The sequence below is a fragment of the Pseudomonas sp. 2835 genome (assembly GCF_050435905.1).
Lineage (GTDB): Bacteria > Pseudomonadota > Gammaproteobacteria > Pseudomonadales > Pseudomonadaceae > Aquipseudomonas.
In genome coordinates this window covers 1-19921 of record NZ_JBNDLE010000015.1, presented here as the reverse complement: position 1 = coordinate 19921, position 19921 = coordinate 1, and the positions used below count along the sequence as shown (strand labels likewise).

15 protein-coding genes are annotated in these 19921 nt (G+C 64.4%); 8 read left to right on the top strand and 7 right to left on the bottom strand.

What is annotated here, in order from left to right; all coding sequences use genetic code 11:
* The first annotated feature begins 129 nt into the window (after positions 1-129).
* Both alkB and ABIE20_RS19715 read left to right on the top strand, forming a co-directional pair.
* Positions 130-786 (top strand): DNA oxidative demethylase AlkB, encoded by a 657-nt coding sequence (gene alkB / locus ABIE20_RS19720; protein ID WP_429506718.1) that lies wholly within the window; start codon positions 130-132, stop codon positions 784-786.
* Between the two features lie 99 nt (positions 787-885).
* Complete coding sequence (locus ABIE20_RS19715) at positions 886-2163, top strand: bifunctional O-acetylhomoserine aminocarboxypropyltransferase/cysteine synthase (RefSeq protein ID WP_429506717.1); 1278 nt, start codon at positions 886-888, stop codon at positions 2161-2163.
* 71 nt (positions 2164-2234) lie between these two features.
* Here ABIE20_RS19715 and ABIE20_RS19710 read toward each other — a convergent pair whose 3' ends face one another.
* Positions 2235-4085, bottom strand: coding sequence for a polyurethane esterase (locus tag ABIE20_RS19710; RefSeq protein ID WP_429506715.1), 1851 nt, complete (start codon positions 4083-4085; stop codon positions 2235-2237).
* Between the two features lie 252 nt (positions 4086-4337).
* On the opposite strand from ABIE20_RS19710, the gene ABIE20_RS19705 reads away from it, so the two are divergent.
* Positions 4338-6278 (top strand): DNA topoisomerase III, encoded by a 1941-nt coding sequence (locus ABIE20_RS19705; protein ID WP_429506714.1) that lies wholly within the window; start codon positions 4338-4340, stop codon positions 6276-6278.
* Positions 6279-6383: 105 nt separating this feature from the next.
* On the opposite strand, the gene ABIE20_RS19700 is transcribed toward ABIE20_RS19705, so the two are convergent.
* The 6 genes from ABIE20_RS19700 to ABIE20_RS19675 form a co-directional block, all read right to left on the bottom strand.
* Positions 6384-7208, bottom strand: coding sequence for a class I SAM-dependent methyltransferase (locus ABIE20_RS19700; RefSeq protein ID WP_429506712.1), 825 nt, complete (start codon positions 7206-7208; stop codon positions 6384-6386).
* 134 nt (positions 7209-7342) lie between these two features.
* Complete coding sequence (locus tag ABIE20_RS19695; protein WP_429506711.1) at positions 7343-9436, bottom strand: TonB-dependent siderophore receptor; 2094 nt, start codon at positions 9434-9436, stop codon at positions 7343-7345.
* A 103-nt stretch (positions 9437-9539) separates the two neighbouring features.
* Positions 9540-10487: a p-hydroxyphenylacetate 3-hydroxylase reductase component gene (locus ABIE20_RS19690; RefSeq protein WP_429506710.1), complete on the bottom strand. Its 948-nt coding sequence runs from the start codon at positions 10485-10487 to the stop codon at positions 9540-9542.
* 58 nt (positions 10488-10545) lie between these two features.
* Positions 10546-11715, bottom strand: a complete 1170-nt coding sequence (locus tag ABIE20_RS19685; RefSeq protein ID WP_429506708.1) for a p-hydroxyphenylacetate 3-hydroxylase oxygenase component — start codon at positions 11713-11715, stop codon at positions 10546-10548.
* 218 nt (positions 11716-11933) lie between these two features.
* Entirely contained in the window at positions 11934-13346 is a 1413-nt protein-coding gene (locus ABIE20_RS19680; protein ID WP_429506707.1) for a DOPA decarboxylase, read from the bottom strand.
* A gap of 84 nt (positions 13347-13430) precedes the next feature.
* Positions 13431-14375 (bottom strand): LysR family transcriptional regulator, encoded by a 945-nt coding sequence (locus ABIE20_RS19675; protein WP_429506705.1) that lies wholly within the window; start codon positions 14373-14375, stop codon positions 13431-13433.
* Between the two features lie 159 nt (positions 14376-14534).
* Between ABIE20_RS19675 and ABIE20_RS19670 the strand changes: the two genes are divergently transcribed.
* The 5 genes from ABIE20_RS19670 to ABIE20_RS19650 all read left to right on the top strand — a co-directional run.
* A complete protein-coding gene (locus tag ABIE20_RS19670; protein ID WP_429506704.1) occupies positions 14535-16022 on the top strand; it encodes an aldehyde dehydrogenase family protein in 1488 nt (495 codons plus the stop codon).
* Positions 16023-16161: 139 nt separating this feature from the next.
* A complete protein-coding gene (locus ABIE20_RS19665) occupies positions 16162-17595 on the top strand; it encodes a purine-cytosine permease family protein (RefSeq protein WP_429506702.1) in 1434 nt (477 codons plus the stop codon).
* A complete protein-coding gene (locus ABIE20_RS19660; RefSeq protein WP_429506701.1) occupies positions 17592-18422 on the top strand; it encodes a nitrilase family protein in 831 nt (276 codons plus the stop codon). Before ABIE20_RS19665 ends, ABIE20_RS19660 begins: the two co-directional genes overlap by 4 nt.
* Before the next feature lie 196 nt (positions 18423-18618).
* Positions 18619-19482 carry a LysR family transcriptional regulator gene (locus ABIE20_RS19655; RefSeq protein WP_429506700.1) on the top strand — a complete coding sequence of 288 codons (864 nt, stop codon included), beginning with the start codon at positions 18619-18621 and terminating at the stop codon, positions 19480-19482.
* 167 nt (positions 19483-19649) lie between these two features.
* Positions 19650-19921, top strand: a 272-nt coding sequence (locus ABIE20_RS19650) for a contractile injection system protein, VgrG/Pvc8 family (protein ID WP_429506699.1), incomplete at its 3' end; no start/stop codon positions are given.

Below are 19921 nucleotides of genomic sequence, written 5' to 3'. Positions count from 1 at the left end.
TTTTTGTGCGAGGGGGCCGCGGCACCCTGCAGGGCGGGCTTTGCGCGCAAGTAACAGGGTGACAGCACAGACGCCAAAGCGCGTTACTATACAGACTCTGCACCCCGCCCGCCGCCTGAATCGCCGCTTATGATGCAAACCGAACTGGACCTGTTCAACCCCGCCAGCCCCGCCGAGCCGCAATGGATCGGCAAGCAGGCGGTCGTGTTGCCCGGCTTTGCCCTGGCCTGGGTCGAGACCCTGCTGCCTGAGTTGCGGCGGATCATCGCTCAGGCGCCCTTTCGCAACATGGTCACCCCTGGTGGCCTGAACATGGCGGTGGGTTTGACCAACTGTGGGGCGCTGGGCTGGGTCAGTGATCGCCGCGGTTATCGCTATAGCCCGCTCGACCCTCTCAGCCAGCAACCCTGGCCAGTGTTGCCAGGGGCATTGAGCGAACTGTCAGCCCTTGCCGCTGCGGCCGCGGGCTTTGCCGATTTTCAGCCCGATGCCTGCCTGGTCAATTGCTATAAACCCGGCACTCGCCTGAGCCTGCACCAGGACCGCGATGAACGCGATTACAGCCAGCCGATTGTCTCGGTGTCGCTGGGTTTGCCGGCGGTGTTCCAGTTCGGCGGCCACACCCGCAGCGAACCCACGCAGCGCGTCGGCCTGCGCCATGGCGATGTGATGGTCTGGGGCGGCGCAGACCGCCTGCGCTTTCATGGCGTGCTGCCGCTCAAACCGGGCAGCCATCCGCTGCTGGGCAGCCGGCGGATCAACCTGACCTTGCGCAAGGCGGGCTAAGTAGATAGAGATCGCGGGAAGCCCGCTCTCACCTTGACCGTTACGGGCTCGGCGCTCCATGCTCTAGCGCCTTCTCCCCGACTTTCAAGGAACGATTGCATGAAGCTGGAAACCCTGGCCATCCACGCGGGCTTCAGCCCCGACCCGACCACCAAGGCCGTCGCGGTACCGATCTACCAGACCACCTCGTTCGCTTTCGACGACACCCAGCACGGTGCCGACCTGTTTGACCTGAAAGTCGCCGGCAACATTTATAGCCGGATCATGAACCCTACCAACGACGTGCTCGAACAGCGCATGGCAGCGCTGGAAGGCGGCGTCGGCGCCCTGGCCGTGGCCTCGGGCATGGCCGCGATCACCTACGCAATCCAGACCGTGGCCGAAGCCGGTGACAACATCGTCTCGGTGGCCAAGCTCTACGGCGGCACCTACAACCTGCTGGCCCATACCCTGCCGCGTTTCGGCATCCAGACCCGCTTTGCCGCTCACGACGATATCGCCGCCCTCGAAGCGCTGATCGACAGCCGCACCAAGGCGGTGTTCTGCGAGTCGATCGGCAACCCGGCCGGTAATATCGTCGACCTCCAGGCCCTGGCCGATGCCGCCCACCGCCACGGCGTGCCGCTGATCGTCGACAATACCGTGGCCACGCCGATCCTCTGTCGCCCGTTCGAACACGGCGCTGACATCGTCGTGCACTCGCTGACCAAATACATCGGCGGCCACGGCACCAGCATCGGCGGCATCGTCATCGACTCGGGCAAGTTCCCCTGGGCCGACAACAAAGAGCGCTTCGCCCTGCTCAACACCCCCGACCCGTCTTACCACGGCGTGACCTACACCGAAGCCTTTGGCCCTGCCGCCTTTATCGGCCGCTGCCGGGTGGTGCCGCTGCGCAATACCGGCGCGGCGCTGTCGCCGTTCAACGCCTTCCTCATTCTCCAGGGCCTGGAGACCCTGGCCCTGCGCATGGAACGTCACACCGAGAACGCATTGAAGGTCGCCCACTACCTGCAAGGCCATGAGCAAGTTGCCTGGGTGAAGTACGCCGGCCTGCCCGATCACCCCGAGCATGAACTGGCCCGGCGCTACACCGCAGGCAAGCCGGCGTCGATCCTGTCGTTCGGGATCAAGGGTGGCCAGGAGGCTGGCGCGCGCTTTATCGATGCGCTACAACTGGTGGTGCGCCTGGTCAATATCGGCGACGCCAAATCCCTGGCCTGCCACCCCGCCTCCACCACTCACCGCCAGCTCAACGATGAAGAACTCGAGCGCGCCGGCGTGCCGCGGGACATGGTGCGCCTGTCGATCGGCATCGAGCACAGCGATGACATCATTGCCGACCTGAGCCAGGCGCTGGAGGCCAGCCGCGGGTGATTCAGCCCGGCTGATATCGCCGCGATCCGAGTAGGCATGATCGCTTGAGGCTTACCGGGCGCACCGGATACTCAAGCGATGATGACCTGCGCCGCACTCAGGCTATCTGCCGACACGCCTACCAGGGTCACGCTATCGCGACCAAAGCTCAGCAGCGTATCGTCGCCCACCTGGCTCAGGTGCTGGCGAAAGTCCGGCTGTGCAGTGCCACCCTCGACGCCGATGAACACCAGCCGGTCATCGGCGTTGAAACCCTGCACCTGATCCTGGCCGAAATGGCCAGTGAACAGGAAGGTGTCGCTGCCGCCGCCTGAAACCAGCACGTCGTTGCCGGCGCCACCGACCAACACATCGTTACCACGTCCACCCTGCAGATGGTCGTTGCCGTCCAGGCCAAACAGCCAACTGCCCTGGGTACTCGCGACCAGGCTGTCATCGCCCGCCGTACCGTTCTGGCTCGCGGCGTAAGCGTGCAGCTTGCCACTGCTCAGCAGCCCCGCCGGGTCGATCTGGTGGCTGACTTCCTTGCTGAAGAAGACCAGTTTCGATTCCCTGCTGACCAGGGTTTCGACCTGGTTGACCAGGCTGATGCCGCCGCTACTGTCGCGCAGGTACAGGGTGCCATTGCCATCACGGGCGACAGCGAAATTGTCCAGTGCCCTGTCCAATTTGAGGGTGTCGTGGCCAGTGCCGCCGTCGATCAGGTTATAGCCGCCGTCATCACGAAAAGTATCGTTGCCGCCGCCTCCTTCCAGGTAATCATTGCCGCGCCCGCCATGAATCAGGTCGCCGGCGTCGGAGCCGATAATAAAGGTGCTGCCCTTGTGCGCTTCGGCGTTGCGGTTCAGGTCCTCGACCCAGGTCGAGCCACGGCGAACGTCGGACAGGTTGCTGACGACAATGGTCGAGTCCTTGGCCGTCCATTCATAGAATGCCGAGTCCAGCACCCGCCCCAGGCCGTCGCCGTAGGCACTCGGCAAGTGCGAGAGCCAGGTGGCGATGTTGCCGATCGAGTACGGCAGCAGGTTCCAGGCATCAGAGGCGTAGTGGTCGTTGAAATTGACGATGTTGTCGGTGCTCGAAGGCTTGGCCGCATCGTGCACACCGAAGGTTGCCCAGTCGGTTTTCGAGCCATTGAGCGCGCGGAACACAGGGTCGTTCTCGTAGCCGATGTTCAGCACCTTGCTGCTGTCGCTGGCCTGGGTGGGTGAGGCAAAGGCCACGTAGCGGGCGTCCTGATAGAACCCACCCCAGGTGTCATTACTGAGCTCGGCCAGGCTGTTGACCCCGAGGCCGCCGAGGCTGTGGCCGCTGACGGTGATGTCGCTGCCGCTCAGGCCGTTGGCCTGGGCGAACCGGGCGACATCATCGAGCAACCGACCGAAGGCATTGGCGGCGTAGTTCTTGGCAAAGTCAGCCGGGCCGAAGGCGGCCATCAGGTCGTGGATGGCATCGCTGAGGGTATCGCCGATCAGGTTTTCCCGCGGCCCACTGGTGCCGCGAAAGGCGATGCCCAGGCCGCTCAACTGGCCGGCGGCGTCGTACTTGCCAAGTATCTCGACCTGGGCGCTGGTGTAACCGCGGGTTTCACCATGGAAGGTGCCGCGAAAATCCGTATTGCCCTGGTAACCCAGCTGGCTGGCGCTGATCGGCGTCCAGCCGGATGCCTTGACCGCAGCCAGGGCCTGGGCTTCGGCATCGGGGTTCCAGGGGATGCCGGGGATCGCGCCCTGGCTGTCAGTGCCGCCGATCAGGGCCTTGATCAAGGTGGCCGGCAAACCGAGGCCAAAACCGTGCTGCTGGTAGCCAACGGCAAAGCCGTTGTCGATGCCGTGGTAGGCATATAAAGTCAGCGCCATGGCGTCGCTGTACAGGGCTTTGGAGGCGGCGCTGTCGAGGTTGCGGTAATCGAAAACAGGCATGGGCATACATCCTTGTGCAGGTGGCAGAAAACCCTGGCGACATCGTCCGCTGACACACCCTTGGGCAAGTCCAAACGCTGCCACAGGGTCAATTGGCCCGTCCATGGCAACATCGATGGCAAGCTGGCCAAATGCGAGGGGGTTTGGTTACCAGCGCCGGCAACATCAAGCTGTATATCCATACAGATAAAACTTGCCACGCCCCTCAATCCTGCGCATCCTATGGCCTTTCCCAGCTATCGATAAAACGGCATGCGCCTGTTTCTCTGCGAAAAGCCTTCCCAGGCTAAAGACATCGCCAAGGTCCTCGGTGCCAATCGCCGCGGCGACGGCTGCTGGGTCGGCACCGACATTACCGTCACCTGGTGCATCGGCCATTTGCTCGAGACCGCTCCACCCGACAGCTACGACGCGCGTTACAAGCGCTGGGTGCTGGCCGACCTGCCGATCGTGCCCGAAAAATGGAAGATGCTGGTCAAGCCCAAGACCGCCAGCCAGTTCAAGGCGGTCAAGCGCCTGCTCGGCGAGGCCCGCGAGCTGGTGATCGCCACCGACGCCGACCGCGAAGGCGAGATGATCGCCCGCGAGCTGGTCGAGCATTGCCGCTACCGGGGGCCGATCAACCGCCTGTGGCTGTCGGCACTGGACGACGCCTCCATCCGCAAGGCCCTGGCGGCGCTCAAGCCCGGTAGCGAAACCTTCAGCCTCTACCATTCGGCCCTGGGCCGCTCGCGGGCCGACTGGCTGATAGGCATGAACATGAGCCGGCTGTTCACCTTGCTCGGTCGCCAGTCCGGCTACCAGGGCGTGCTGCCGGTGGGCCGGGTGCAAACGCCGACCTTGCGCCTGGTGGTCGACCGCGACCGCAGCATCGCCAACTTCGTGCCGGTGGCCTACTGGGCCATCGACGTGCAGTTGCAAAGCACCGGCGAGCAATTCACCGCGCAGTGGCGCGCAGCCGAAGATGCCTGTGACGACCAGGGCCGCTGCCTGAACCAGGCCCTGGCCCAGCAGGCGGCCGCAGCCATCAGCGCGGCCAGCAGTGCGCGGGTGGTCAAAGTGGCCACCGAGCGCGTGCGCGAAGCAGCACCGCTGCCCTTCGACCTGGGTACCTTGCAGGAGCTGTGCTCGAAGAAGTTCGGCCTCGGCGCCCAGGAGACCCTGGATATCGCCCAGGCGCTGTACGAAACCCACAAGCTGATCACCTACCCGCGCAGCGACTGCGGTTACCTGCCATTGAGCCAGCACAGCGAAGCACCAGCCATTCTCGCCGCCTTGCAGCGCGCCGACGCCAGCCTTGCGCCGTTGCAACCGCACCTGCAGGCCCAGCGCCGCTCACGGGCCTGGAACGACGCCAAGGTCAGCGCCCACCACGGTATCATCCCCACCGCAGCCGCCAGCGACCCGTCGCGGCTGCCGGCCAAGCACAAGGCGGTCTATACCCTGATCCGCGCCCGCTACCTGGCGCAGTTCCTGCCCAACCACGAATACGATCGTACCCAGGCCGAGTTCGAATGCGCAGGCCAGGCATTGCGCGCGGTGGGCAAGCAGATCGTCGAGCCTGGCTGGCGCCGCGCCCTGCCCGAGGCCCTGACCCCGGCCAAAGGCCGTGAAGCGCCGGTCGCCCAGGTGCTGCCGCTGCTGCGCGAAGGCCAGGACTGCACGGTGGCCGGGGTCAACCTCAAGGACCTCTGGACCCAGCCGCCCAAGCCCTTCACCGAGGGCGACCTGATCAAGGCGATGAAGAACGTCGCCAAACTGGTGGACGACCCGCGCCTCAAGCAAAAGCTCAAGGACACTACGGGCATCGGCACCGAGGCCACCCGTGCCGGGATCATCCAGGGCCTGCTCGATCGCGGTTACCTGGTCAAGAACGGCAAGGCCCTGAGCGCCACCCCGGCGGCCTTCAGCCTCATCGATGCGGTACCCAGGGCAATTGCCGACCCGGGCACCACGGCGATCTGGGAGCAGGCGCTGGACATGGTGCAAAGCGGCGAAATGAGCCTGGAAGAATTCGTCGCCAAGCAATCGGCATGGATGAGCAAACAGGTGGAGCGTTGTGCCGGCCTGCGCCTGACCATCAGCGGCCCGGCGACCCCGGCCGGGCGCGGTGGCACGCCGTGGAAGAAAAAGCGCAAGAGCAGTGCGGCGGCGGGCAAGCGAACGCGTAAACCAAAGGCGAAAGCGCAGTGAGATTGCTGGCCTCATCGCTGGCAAGGCCAGCTCCCACAGGGCCGGCGTCTACCTCGCCATTGTGGGCCGGCCTTGCCAGCGAAGAGGCCCTCACGGTCAACACCCCTACCCCTGCTTGACCGCCTGCAAGGTATAACTCAACGGCAAGCGCCAGCGATCCTTGTCCAACGACCACTCGCCGCCTTCGTCCTTGCTCATTTGCCCCGGCAGCGCCTCCCAGGGAATGCTGTCATGCTCGACCAGAGCGGTAATCTGCAGCCCATGTTTGAGCAAGGCGCTGATGATCTCGCCAAGGCCATGGTTCCATTCGTGGGTTACCGTCTGCTCCAGCACCCCGTCGGTCTCGACATAGGTCTCGCCACTGTCCCACACCGTCGGCGCCTCGCGCTCAAAGTACGGGTACTCGATGACCAGCTTGTCCTGATGGCCCTCGTTCACCGCCAGCAGCATCGGGTGGCCTTCGCGCAGGAACAGCCGCCCGCCAGGCTTGAGCAAGGCCGCCACGGTGCGCGCCCAACGCTCGATGCTCGGCAACCAGATCAGCGCACCGATACCGGTATATACCAGGTCGAACGAAGCCGGTGCCAGCACCTGTTCAGCGGCATACACATCCGACTCGACATAGTCGATCCGCGCCCCGCAGCGATCAGCCAGGGCTCGTGCCTGGGCCAAAGACTGCGCAGAAAAATCCAGGCCGCTGACTTCAGCGCCCAAGCGCGACAGCGACAGGGTGTCGGTGCCGATGTGGCACTGCAGGTGCACGGTGCGCAGGCCACGAATATCACCCAGGCGCGGCAGGTCGAAACGCACCACTTCAGACAAGTGCGCGGGGTCGGCGACGAACGTTTCCACTTCATAGTCGCTGGAAGCGGCATGCAGTGGCGCACGCTCATCCCAGTTGCGTCGATTGAGTTCGATCGGGTCGGTCATCTTGGCGCTCCTTTGCAGCCGCAACCTTAGCGGCGTACCCAAGGCCTGGGCAAGTGCTGTATAAACCGCCCACGCCCTCCCCCGATGGCACCCTGGTGGAGCTGTGCACGCCAGTTGGCATCTGATCGCAGGCGTTACAGCGCCAGGCTCAGGCTGACCATCAAGTTACGAGGCTCCCCCGGCATGTTCCACGCCGCGTTGTAACCGCGCTCGTAGTACTTGCGATCGAACAGGTTGTTCAGGTTCAGGCCCACCGTGGCCTGTTCGCTGACTTTGTAATGGGCCAGCAGGTCAACCGTGCTGTAACTCGGTAATCGAAAGCTGCTGCCGGCCTGGCCGGAGCGCTCACCGACGTAGTTGGCTGCAGCGCCAATGTCCGAGCCGAGCAATGGCCCGCTCTGGAACTCGTACACCGCCATCAGGCTGCCGCTATGCTGCGGGATGCCCAACAAGTCGCTGCCTTTGGGCAAGGCGGCATCGCCCTTGATCACTTCAGCATCGATATAGGCATAGGCGCCGATCAACCGCACGGCATCGCTCAACTGGCCACTGAACTGCAGGTCGACACCCTGGCTGCGCGCCTTGCCGGCAGCGATGCTGTCGCCCAAGGCATCGGTGGTGATGACGTTTTCCTTGTCGATCTGGAACAGCGCAATGGTCGCCCCCAGGCGGCTGTCGAACAGGTCCAGCTTGAGCCCGGTTTCATAGCCCAGGCCTTTTTCCGGTTTGTAGATCTGGCCCTGGGTGCCGATGCTGTTGGGCTTGAATGAGGTCGAGGCATTGGCGAACACCCCGACTTCAGGTGTGAGCTGGTACAGAAGGCCCACGCGCGGAGTGGCGACGTCCTTTTCCTGGGTGTTGCTGACGCGCGTACTGCGGTTCTGCGCGGTCTGTTCGATATGCTCAAGGCGCACGCCCACCAGGCCGCGCAAACGGTCTGTAAAGGCGATCTGGTCCTGCAGGTTGAGCGCGTAGCTTTCAGTACGCTCGAAAAAATCATTGGGATTGGTCAGCGGCGGTTTCGCCTGGCCGTACACCGGGTTGTAGATGTCCAGGCCGTAGCCGAGCGAGGTGGCGCTCTGCGGGTACTTCTGGCTGTTGCGATAGTTTTCGTACTCAAGGCCCACCAGGCTCTGATGCTCCCAACCGGCGAACTGGAACTGGCCGTGCAGCTCGGCCTGGGTAATGTTGTCGTTCCACTCGAAATCGCGCTCACGGTAGAAGCGGCTGATGCTGGTGCCGACCACTCGCGACGGTTCCGAGCTGTTGCCCTTGAGCCGGCCCTGGGTGTAGTGGTTGGCCAGGCGCAGCTTCCAGCTGTCGTTGAGGTGGTGCTCCAGGGTCAGGTCGAGGGTCTGGTTGTCGTTGCGGATGCGCCCGTCGTTGGGCTCGCCGAGAAAGGTCGAACGGCTGACCGAGCCTAGCTCGTTGTTGACCGCCGGGATGCCGCGATCGAACACCGACTCGGTACGCGAGAACTCGGTGTCGATCGACAGAAGAGTCTCGGGGCTCAACTGCCAGCTCAGCGACGGGCTGACGATTCGCCGCTCACTGCCGACGTAATCGCGAAAGCTGCCGTTGTCTTCGACCGCCATGTTGACCCGCGACAGCACCCGGCCGTCTTCACTGAGCGGCGTGTTCACATCCAGGCTGCTGCGGTAACGGTCCCAACTGCCGGCGCTGGCCTTGAACCGAGTGAAGGCTTCGGCTTGCGGGCGCTTGGTGACGATGTTCACCAGCCCGCCGGGGTCGCCGCGCCCATACAAACTGGCGGCCGGGCCCTTGAGCACTTCGATACGCTCGATGTTGGAAGTGTCGGGGGCGCTGTAGCTGCCGCGGTTGACGGCAAAGCCGTTCTTGTACAGCTCGCCGGTGGTGAAGCCGCGTACGCTGTAGTTGAGGAAGGTCAGGCCACCGAAGTTGTTCTGCCGGCTGACCCCACCGGCAAAGTCCAGGGCGCGGTCAATGCGCGTGCTGTTGAGGTCCTCGAGCACCTGGCTGGGCACCACGGCGATGCTTTGCGGGGTGTCGCGGATGTCGGTGTCAGTCTTGGTCGCAGTGCCCGAGCGGGTTGCACGATAGCCCTGCACCGGGCCGGTCGCGCTTTCTTCATAGTGGCGCTCGTTGACGTTGAGGGCATCGAGCAACACGGCATCGGCAGCGGCGACTGGCAGAGCGAGCAGCGAGGCGGACAGGCCTAGAGATAACCTTCCTACGGGATAGTTCATGGGGGCTCCTTAAAATTATGTAATAACATAACAATTTAAGGAGAAAGATAAAAGCAGCACAGCGCAAGCCCCTGTAGGAGCGGGCTTGCCCCGCGATCACCCCTCAACAGCTACGAATCACCGCCTGCAACACGGTCTTGAAGGACGCGATCTGCTCTTCGCTGAATTGCCCGAACACCTTGTCCTGCTGCTCGCGGGCGATGCTCCACAGGCCTTCGGTCTGGTCGATACCGGCAATGGTCAGGCGCACATGCCCGGCCGCTTCGCTGTCGCACACCAGGCCCTTGCGCTTGAGGTTGGCCACTGCCTCGTCGATTTCCCGCGCCGGCATCGCCACTTCGCGCTGCAGGTCGGTGAGGTTCAGCCCGGCGTCGTTCTCCAGCACCATGAGCATCCGTGCCTCGCTGGTGCGCAGGCCGCTGGACAATTGCCGTGGCTGATAGCTGCCCTGGTAGGCGCGCAGGGCCTGGGTCATCAGGTAGTAGAGGTTGTGGCTCAGGCGCCCCTGGAAGTGGCTGCTCGGTGGCTGGCCTTCTTCGCGGCGGGTCATGCGCGTGTGCGGCAGCACCATGGAGTACGCGCCCTGGTGATAGAGCAACGGCGAACGGCCGCAGTCATCGAAGGCCACCACCTTGCCGAGCATGATCCAGTGATCGCCACCGTCGAGTATCTGGTGGGTTTCGCATTGAAAGCACGCCGAGCAATCGGCCAGGACCGGCGCCCCGCCCTCGCCTGCCTGGTAGCAGATACCGGCGAAGCGATCCTCCTTGGGCTTGGCGAAGTTGTTGGACAGGTCGATCTGGTCGGCGGCGAGGATGTTCACGGCAAAATGGCTGGCGGCCTCGAACACCGCCAGGCTGCTCGAGCGTTTGTCCAGGCTCCAGAGAATCAGCGGCGGGTCGAGGGATACCGAGTTGAAGCTGTTGGCAGTAACACCGACCAGGTTGCCCTGGGCGTCGGCGGCAGTGACCACGGTGACGCCGGTGGCGAAGTTGCCCAGGGCGCGGCGAAAGGCGCGGCTGTCGAAGGCCGTAGCGGTTGCGGTAGACATGCAAGACTCCCCGGCTGCTTTGTACGGCAGCCGTCATTGTTGTTATTGGCGAGGCCCTTCAGACCATGCTCGGATCAGGCTCCAGGCCCATCAGCTCGCGGCCGAGGATCTGCGCGCAGACGTCGTAGTCGGTATAAGCATGGGCGCCGGTCATGTGCGCATCGCGCCACAGCCGCTGCATCTCGTTGCTGTCGAACCAGGCGGTGCCGCCAGCAGCTTCGAACAGGCGATCGACCGCCTGGATGCACATTTTCACCGCATAGCCCTGGTTGGTGCGCCAGAACGCCAGGGTCTCGCGTGATGGGTACTGGTGACGTTCGCTGTGCTCGGCGTGCTCCTGCCAGGTCTTCTCCAGAAAGGCCCGGGCGGCGGCAACCTGGTGGGTGGATTCGGCCAGGCGCATCAGCGCAGGCGTAGCGGCGCCGACATTGACTCCGGTATAGGCGCGCACACGGTTCCTGGCTTTTTCGCGGAAGGCTTCGAGCATGCGCTCGGCAATACCGAGGCTGACGGTCGAGAAACCACTGGCGAAGTACGGCCGGTACGGCGAGTAGAACACCTTGCTGTCCGGGTACAGGCCAAAGCCTGCCGACTTGCCCTCCATCATGTCCTTGGCTTTCTGGATGCGATGCGCGGGGACGAACACCTTGTCGATCACCAGGGTCTTGGTCCCGCTGCCCTTCATGCCGGCGGCGAACCAGTCGTCGCGAATCTCGTAGTCGCTGCGCGGCAGCACCGCGAAGCAGTAATCCTGGGTGCCTTCGGCGTTGGCCCGACGGCAGCCGACAATCGCCCATTCGGCATGGTCGCTGCCGCTGCTCCAGCCCATCTCGCCGCTGAACAGCAAGCCGCCTTCGACCTCCTCGACCTTGCCGAACGGGGCGATACTGCTGCTGGCGGTGGCATCGGGGTTGTCTCCCCAGATTTCTTCCTGCAGCTTGGCCGGGAACATCGCCAACTGATGGCTGTGGGTACACAGTAGGCTCATGGCCCAGGAGGTGCTGGCGCAAGCGCCGGCAAGCAAGGCGATGCAGTCGGCAAATTGCGGCAGGGAGATTTCCAGGCCGCCGTAGGGCTTGGGCAAAAAGGCACGGTGCAGGCCGATGCTTTTCAGCAGAGCGATGTTTTCGTCCGGGACCTTGCGGTCCTGTTCGGCACGGGTGGCGTTGGCGGCGATGGCAGGCAGAATCGAACGAAGGTCTTCGAGCAGCGGGTTTGGCTTTTTCATGAGGGGCCCTGCTTATTATTGGATGTCCGCCAGAGCCTGCGAAGCGGCAGGTGGCGGCGGATGCAGGGGCCAGTATGGGAGGCTTGGCTCAGGGGGAAAATGCAACTTCCATAGGCAAGATTGTACTTTTCACAGGATTTTAAAAGCATCGCGGGTCAAGCCCGCTCTCACAGAGAACACCATCAATACTGTGGGAGCGGGCTTGCCCCGCGATAAATTCACCCCGCCACGACGTTCTGCAAATTGCGCCAAAGCTCAACCACATGTGCCCGCTCGGTCGGCAACGCCCCCACCGACACCCGCACCATCCAGCGGCCATTCAAGGTCGCCGGGGTAACATAAGCCACACCCGAAGCATTGAGCCGATCCGCCCAGCGCCGGGTATGCGCATCCAGTGCCTCACCCTCCAGCCCCTCACCCCGATGGCGAATGCACAAGGTCTGCAACTGCACCGGCGCCAGCAACTCCCAGCCCTCGGCTCCGCGCACCTGCTCGGCCAGCCACTGGGCGTTGTCCAAGTCGCGGCGCAAGCGCTGCTGCAGGTTCTCGATGCCCTCGCTGCGCAGCATGAACCACAGCTTCAAGGCACGGAACCGCCGCCCCAACGGGATACCCCAGTCGCGCAGGTTCTTGACCTTGCTGTCGACCGCCGATTGCAGGTAGCTGGGGTTGGTGCTCATGACCCGGATCAGGTGCTGCGGATCGCGGACGAAATACAGCGAGCAATCAAAGGCAACGCCCAACCATTTGTGCGCATTGACCACAATCGAGTCGGCCTGCTCGATGCCGTCCCACATCCAGCGGCATTCCGGCAGGATCATCGCCGAACCGGCCATGGCCGAGTCCACGTGCAACCACAAGCCATGCTCGCGGGCGATCTGCCCGATCGCCTGCAGCGGGTCGAGGGCGGTGGTTGCCGTGGTGCCGGTGGTCGCCACCACCGCGCAGGGTTGCAGGCCGTTGGCCAGGTCCTGCTCGATGGCTGCGGCCAGCGCTTGCGGGCGCATGGCGAAGTTGTCGTCGGTGTCGATGTAACGGATGTTGTCCTTGCCAAAGCCTGCCAGCAGCGCGGCCTTGTCCACCGAGCTGTGGGCCTGGGCGCTGGTGTAGATCATCAGCGGCTTGCCCTGCCCCTGCAGGCCGCCCTTGGCCAGGGCGTAGTCGCTGCTGCGCTCGCGGGCGCTGATCAAGGCGACCAGGGTGCTGGTGGACGCGGTGTCCTGGATCACCCCGCTCCACTGCGCCGACAAACCGACCATCTGCCGCAGCCAGTCCACGGTGGTTTCTTCCAGTTCGCTCAGGGCCGGGCTCGATTGCCACGACAGGCCAAGCACGCCAAGGCCGGTGCTGAGAAAATCACCGAGTACCGACGACAAAGTGCCGTTGGAGGGGAAGTAGCCGAAAAAGTCCGGGTGCTGCCAGTGCGACAGGCCGGGCATCACCAACTGGTCTACGTCCTTGAGAATGTTCTCGAACGGCTCGCCCTGAACCGGCGCCGAGTTGGGCAAGGCCGCCTTGAGGTAACCGGGCTCGACCTGGGCCATCACCGGCAACTCACCCACACCCTGGCGGTAATCGGCGATCAGGTCGATCAGTTGGTGGCCATGTTTGCGAAATTCTTCCGGGCTCATGCAGCGGCTCCTGTTGTTGGCGGTAAGTGGGCCTGAGTCTAGGCCCTGGCTGACCTGCAAAAAACGCCGCCCGGCGCATAGCTGCTATGGCGAATGCGCATGGCCGCCGAGCACGCCGAACTGCGACTGCTGCCACTGCTCGAACACCAGGTTGCGCAACCAGCGGTGCTCGGCCGAGCCGTGCAGGCGCTGGTGCCAGACCACCCAGTAACGCTGGCTGTGCTCGACAAACGCCAGCGGTCGCCAGGTCAGTGGATGCAGGCGGCTGAGCTGGCGGGCAATGTGCTCGGGCACGGTGACCAGCGCCTGACTGCTGCCCACCACCTGCACCGCCGCCGAATAGAACGGCACCTGCAGGCTGATGCGCCGGCTCAGGCCCTGCTCGCGCAGGTGGCGGTCGATGAAGCTGTCCTTGTCGCCACCGCCGGAAATGCGCACATGGTTCCAGGCGCGGTAGTCGTCCTGGCCCAGTTCGGTTTTGCTCGCCAGCGGGTGCTCGCGGTGCATCAGGCACACCGCGCGGTCTTCACCGAGCATGCGCCCGTGCAGGTTGGCCGGGGCGTCGTCGAACAGCGTGGTGGCCAGGTCAACTTCGCCGCTGGCGAGCAATTGGTACTGCCCCGGTTGCCAGGTGCGGTACTCGATCGACACCCCCGGCGCTTCGCGTTCCAGGGTGCTGACCAGCAGCGGCAGCATGTGCTCGGCGATGTAGTCCGAGGCCGCCAGGCAAAAGCGCCGCTCACAGCGCTTGGGCTCGAAGGCCTGCGGTTGGCGCAAGGCTTCGAGCTCGGCCAGCACCTGGCCCAGCGGCAGCAGCAGGCTTTCGCCACGCTCACTCAAGACATAGCCGCGGCCCTGGCGCACCAGCAGCGGGTCGTCAAAGGCTTCGCGCATGTGCGCCAGCTGGCGGCTGAGCACCGACTGGCTGCTGCCCAGGCGCTCGGCGGCATGGCTGAGGTTCTTCAGTTGCAGCATGCTCTGCAACGCGCGCAGGTGGGCGATGCTCAGGGAGGCGAAAATCGGGTTCAAGGGACGCTCCTGCACAGGCGGATGCCGCAGCCTAAGGCCAAAGCCGGCAGATTACAAAGTGCCTGGCAGGCCGGTGCATGGCCGGCGGCAGGCTCAGTCAAGCCACTGCCGGTGCCCTGCGCTAGGGTCGAGACTTTGCTTTCCCTTGAGGTACGTCCCATGAGCAACATCAGCCTTTTGCCCCAGGTGCGCGTTTTTTTGCAACGCGAGCACAGCAGCTTCATCGACGGTCGCCAGCAACCACAGGCCGATGCCCGCTACCTGGAGGTGATCGACCCGGCCAGCGACCAGGTCATCAGCCGCGTGGCCGACGCCACCGCGCAGACCGTCGACGATGCCGTCGCCTCCGCGCGCCGTGGTTTTGCCCAGTGGTCACAAACCGCTCCCGCCGTGCGTGCCAGCGTGCTGCTCAAGCTGGCCGATCTTATCGAGCAACACCGCGAAGAACTGGCGCAACTGGAGACCTGCCAGTCGGGCAAGCTGATCAACCTCTCGCGCAACTTCGAGGTCGATCAGGCCGCGCATTTCTTGCGCTACTACGCCGGCTGGGCGACCAAACTCAGCGGCCAGACCCTCACCCCGTCGCTGCCCTCGTTCCACGGCGAGCGCTACACCGCCTTCACCCTGCGCGAACCGGTCGGCGTGGTGGTGGGCATCGTGCCGTGGAACTTCTCGACCATGATCGCCCTGTGGAAGCTCGGTTCGGCGCTGGTGACCGGTTGCAGCATCATCATCAAGCCCAGCGAATTCACCCCGCTGACCATCCTGCGCATTGCTGAGCTTGCCATCGACGCCGGCCTGCCCGCTGGCGCACTGAATGTGGTGACCGGCGCCGGCCCGGCCGGCAAGGCGCTGGTCGAGCACCCGGGTACCGACAAGGTCTCGTTCACCGGCTCCGTGCCCACTGGCCTTGCCGTCGGCCAGAGCGCCATGGCCGCCAGCCTGACCCGCACCACCCTGGAGCTGGGCGGCAAGAATGCGGCCGGGTTCCTGCGTGATGTACCGCTGCACACGGCGGTGGACGGCATCATCGAAGCGGGTTTTTTGCATGCCGGGCAAATCTGCGCGGCAGCCGAGCGCTTCTATGTACACCGCTCGCAGATCAAGGCGGTGACCGGCGCCTTGAGCGAGCGCCTGGCCCAGCTGAAGATCGGCTCGCCGCTGGATGAAACCAGCGAATTCGGCCCGGTCAGCAACAAACAGCACCAGGCCAAGCTCGGCGCGCTGTTTGCCAAGGCGCGCAGCGAGGGCAGCCAGATCATCCATGGCGGGCGCCTGCTCGAGGGCCCGGGCTGCTACGTCGAACCGACGGTGATCCTGGCCAACTCGGTGGACGACAGCCTGCTCAATGAAGAGACCTTCGGGCCGGTGGCGACCTTCTTGCCGTATGACGATGAAAAGCAACTGATCGCACTGATGAACGCCAGCCCCTATGGCCTGAGCGCCAGCCTGTGGACCAACGACCTGAGCAAGGCCTTGCGCCTGGTACCGCAAGTGCAGGCCGGTACGGTGTGGGTGAACATGCATACCCTGCTTGACCCGGCGGTGCCGTTTGGCGGGGTGAAGGCCTCGGGGATAGGCCGTGAATTTGGCGGGGCATTTATCGAGGATTACACCGAGCTCAAGTCGGTGATGATTCGCTACTGACACTGCCAGCGATGGGCTGCGCCGCAGCCCATTACTTCTGAATTCCATGAAGTAATTTTTTGATACCAACGATTCCCCTCACCCAGCGTCTGTCGGACCATCGGCCAGTTACCCCATAAAAACAACACGAGGTACTGCCGTGGACAACGCCAACAAGGCAGGGGCTGCACGCCCGCGCATCGAGGTTCGCTCAATCGACTATGTGCCGCGCAGCGAGCGCCACGGCAAGGTCTGGCACCAGGCGCCGTTCTGGTTCACCGGCAACTTCGTGCTCACCACCATGGTCACCGGCTTCACCGGCCCGGCCCTGGGCCTGGGGGCGCTGTATTCGATCCTGGCGATCGTGCTCGGCGTGTGCTTTGGCACCTTCTTCATGGCCTTTCACGCCAACCAGGGCCCGCGCATGGGCCTGCCGCAGATGATCCAGTCGCGCGCACAGTTCGGCCTCAAGGGCGCCATCGTGCCGTTTGCCGCCGTGGTCTTCGTCTACATCGGCTTCAACGTCTTCAACGTGATCCTCGCCACCGATGCGATCAACACCGTGCTGCCTGGCCAACGCACGCCCTGGTACCTGGGCCTGATCGTCATCGCCGTGCTGCTGGCGGTGGTCGGCCACGACCTGCTGCATACCGTGCAGCGCTGGCTGACCTACGTGATGATCCTGGTGTTCGGCGTGCTCACCGTCAGCGCCCTGCTGACCCTGCAGGCCGATGCCGCGTTGCAGGACCCGCAGTTCTCCTGGGGCGCCTTCCTGGTGCAACTGTCGGCCGCCGCCGGTTACCAGATCAGCTATTCGGTGTACGTCTCCGACTACTCGCGCTACCTGCCCCATGACACGCCGACGGCGAAAGTGGTGTTCTGGACCTACCTGGGTGCGGCCGGCTCGGCCCTGTGGCTGATGTCCCTGGGCGCCTTTCTCGCCTCGGCCCTGCCAGCGCCTGACGCCATCGCCAGTGTGCGCGAGGTGGGCAACCAGTTCCTGCCGGGCCTGGGCACCTTCACCGTGCTGATCTCGGTACCGGCGCTGGTGGGCATCATGGCGGTCAACTGCTACGGCGCCATGCTCACCAGCATCAGCGCGATCGACTGCTTCAAGCAGGTCACGCCGTCGCTGAAGATCCGCGTGGCCGGCATCAGCGTGATCGCCACCATTGTCTTTATCGTTGCCCTGGCCATCCCCGAGAGCTACCTGGGCAGCTTCAACACCTTCGTGCTGCTGATGCTGTACTTCCTGGTGCCGTGGACCGCGGTCAACCTGGTGGACTTCTACTGCGTGCGCAAGGGCCACTACGTGATCAGCGAAATCTTCAACCCCGACGGCATCTACGGTGCCTGGGGCAAGCCCGGGCTGATCGCTTACGGCCTGGGTTTGCTGGCGATGGTGCCGTTCATGGCCTTGAGCTTTTACACCGGCCCCGCAGCCGCCGCGCTGGGCGGTGCCGACATTGCTTTTGTCATCGGTCTGCTGGTCACCGGCAGCCTCTACGCCCTGCTCTGCCGCTCGCTCGACCTGCCCGGCGAACAACGCCTGGCAGCGGCCAGCGAGCGCCTGCTTGAGGAAGCCCACGCATGAGTCCAACCCTGATCCAGGTCGCCTGCTGCCAACTGGCGCCGCAGGTCGGCGAACTGAAGTACAACCGCGAGCGCGCCCTGCAGGCGATCCGCAGCGCCGCCGGGCAAGACGCCCAGGTGGTGGTGCTGCCGGAGCTGGTGCAAAGCGGCTACGTGTTCGCCGACCGCAACGAAGCCCTGAGCCTGGCCGAAACACCCAACGGCGAAACCCTGCGCCAGTGGGCAGCGCTGGCGGCGGAGCTGGACATCGTCATCGTCGGCGGTTTTTGCGAACGCACCGAACGCGACGAGCTGTACAACAGCGCCGCCCTGGTCGATGCCGACGGCGTGCGCGCGGTGTACCGCAAGGCGCATTTATGGAACGACGAAAAACGCATCTTCAGCCCCGGCGGGCAGCCGCCGCCGGTGATCGATACGCGCTTCGGGCGCATCGCGGTGATGATCTGCTACGACCTCGAATTCCCCGAGTGGGTGCGCTTGCCAGCCCTGGCCGGGGCCGAACTGCTGTGCGCCCCGGTGAACTGGCCGGACGGCCCGCGACCGCTCGGCGAGCGGCCCGCGGAAGTGGTACGGGTGCAGGCCAATGCTTCGGTCAACCGCTTGTACATCGCCGCCTGTGACCGCAACGGCCATGAACGCGAAGTGGATTGGGTCGGTGGTTCGGTGATTGTCGATGCCAACGGCTACCCGCTGGCCGGACCGCTGCATGAAGCGCCGGCCGGCACGCAAATCATCCATGCCCGCCTCGACCTGAGCGAGGCGCGGGACAAGCGCATCAGTGCCTTGAACGATGTGCACCGGGATCGCCAGCCGGTGCTGTACGACTGATTCTTCGGGGCTGCTGTGCAGCCCACCGCTGGCAAAGCCAGTTCCCACAAGGTCAGATGTACACAGTACCTGTGGGAGCTGGCTTGCCAGCGATCGAGCCCGCAGGGCTCGCAATCCGGGACAAAAGCCACCACAGCCACGCCCCAAACCCGTGCAAAGCCACTAGAATAGGCCACCGCAAAAACCAGGCTGCCCCATGGATATCGAGCTCGCCCGCACCTTTCTGGAAATCGTCCGCACCGGCAGCCTGGTGTCCGCTGCCGAGCGCCTGCACGTTACCCAGACGGCCATCACCGCGCGGGTGCAAAAGCTCGAACAGCAGCTCGCCTGCCGGTTGTTCATCCGCAGCCGCAGCGGCGCCAGCCTCACCGCCGACGGCGAGGCCTTCGTGGTGTATGCCAACCAGCTGGTGCAAACCTGGGAGGCCGCGCGCCGCGACCTGCCCTTGCCCGAAGGCTGCCACCAGGTACTGCACATCGGCGGCGAAGTCAGCCTCGGCAACCCCATGGTGCTTGGCTGGGTCAGCGCCCTGCACCGGGAAATGCCCGGCCACGCCATTCGCAGCGAAGTCAGCGACGGCGAGTCGTTGCTGCACAAAGTGGAAATGGGCGTGCTCGATGCCGTGCTGGTCTATCAGCCCACCTACGGCCCGGGCCTGCAGGTGGAGCAATTGATGGAAGAAAAGCTCATCCGCATCCGCCGCAAGAACAAACCCGAGCCCTACGTGTACATCGACTGGGGCCAGGCCTTCCGCCGCCGCCACGACGCCGCCCTGCCCGAATGCGCGCGCCCGGCGCTGAGCTTCAACCTCGGGCCGCTGGCGCTGCAGTACATCCTCGAACACGGCGGCAGCGGCTACTTCCGTACCCGCGTGGTGCAGGCCTACCTGGACAGCGGCGTATTCGAGCGCGTGCCGCAAGCGCCCGAGTTCACCTACCCCACCTACCTTGTCTATGCCCGCGAGCGCGACAGCGAGGCGCTGCAACAGGCGTTCAGGGTGCTGCGCGAAGTGGTCGCCGGTGAGAGCGACTGGTCACAGCGCTGGGATCCGGTGATCTGAAGCAACGGCATCTGTCCGACACATCTGACAGACAAAGGCGAAGGACGCTGTAGGACCTCTCTTGATTGCAGTTCATCCCTTGAGGCGTGAGCTGACACCTGCCTAGATTTCCCGGGGTTGCCTGTATGGCATCCCGCCATCTGCCGGTCTAGTCAAGAGAGCCCCCCATGCCCCGCAAAAGCGACCTGCGCTTCACCTTCGAGCCCCTGCAGGGCGACGTCTTCGAAGTGGTCGAGTTCCATCTCGAGGAAGGCCTGTCCCGGCCCTTTCGCCTAAGCCTGGAGCTGGCCAGCCACGACCCGGCCGTCGACTTCAACCGCGTGCTCGACCTTGCCGCGCTGTTAACCCTGTGGCGGGGCGACACCCCGGTGCGCTACGTGCACGGCCTGGTCAGCCTGTTCAGCCAGGGCGACACCGGCTTTCGCCGCACCCGCTACCG

Coding starts and splice junctions, on each gene's coding strand:
- alkB (WP_429506718.1), top strand. CDS start 130: ATGATGCAAACCGAACTGGACCTGTTCAACCCCGCCAGCCCCGCCGAG.
- ABIE20_RS19715 (WP_429506717.1), top strand. CDS start 886: ATGAAGCTGGAAACCCTGGCCATCCACGCGGGCTTCAGCCCCGACCCG.
- ABIE20_RS19710 (WP_429506715.1), bottom strand. CDS start 4,085: ATGCCTGTTTTCGATTACCGCAACCTCGACAGCGCCGCCTCCAAAGCC.
- ABIE20_RS19705 (WP_429506714.1), top strand. CDS start 4,338: ATGCGCCTGTTTCTCTGCGAAAAGCCTTCCCAGGCTAAAGACATCGCC.
- ABIE20_RS19700 (WP_429506712.1), bottom strand. CDS start 7,208: ATGACCGACCCGATCGAACTCAATCGACGCAACTGGGATGAGCGTGCG.
- ABIE20_RS19695 (WP_429506711.1), bottom strand. CDS start 9,436: ATGAACTATCCCGTAGGAAGGTTATCTCTAGGCCTGTCCGCCTCGCTG.
- ABIE20_RS19690 (WP_429506710.1), bottom strand. CDS start 10,487: ATGTCTACCGCAACCGCTACGGCCTTCGACAGCCGCGCCTTTCGCCGC.
- ABIE20_RS19685 (WP_429506708.1), bottom strand. CDS start 11,715: ATGAAAAAGCCAAACCCGCTGCTCGAAGACCTTCGTTCGATTCTGCCT.
- ABIE20_RS19680 (WP_429506707.1), bottom strand. CDS start 13,346: ATGAGCCCGGAAGAATTTCGCAAACATGGCCACCAACTGATCGACCTG.
- ABIE20_RS19670 (WP_429506704.1), top strand. CDS start 14,535: ATGAGCAACATCAGCCTTTTGCCCCAGGTGCGCGTTTTTTTGCAACGC.
- ABIE20_RS19660 (WP_429506701.1), top strand. CDS start 17,592: ATGAGTCCAACCCTGATCCAGGTCGCCTGCTGCCAACTGGCGCCGCAG.
- ABIE20_RS19655 (WP_429506700.1), top strand. CDS start 18,619: ATGGATATCGAGCTCGCCCGCACCTTTCTGGAAATCGTCCGCACCGGC.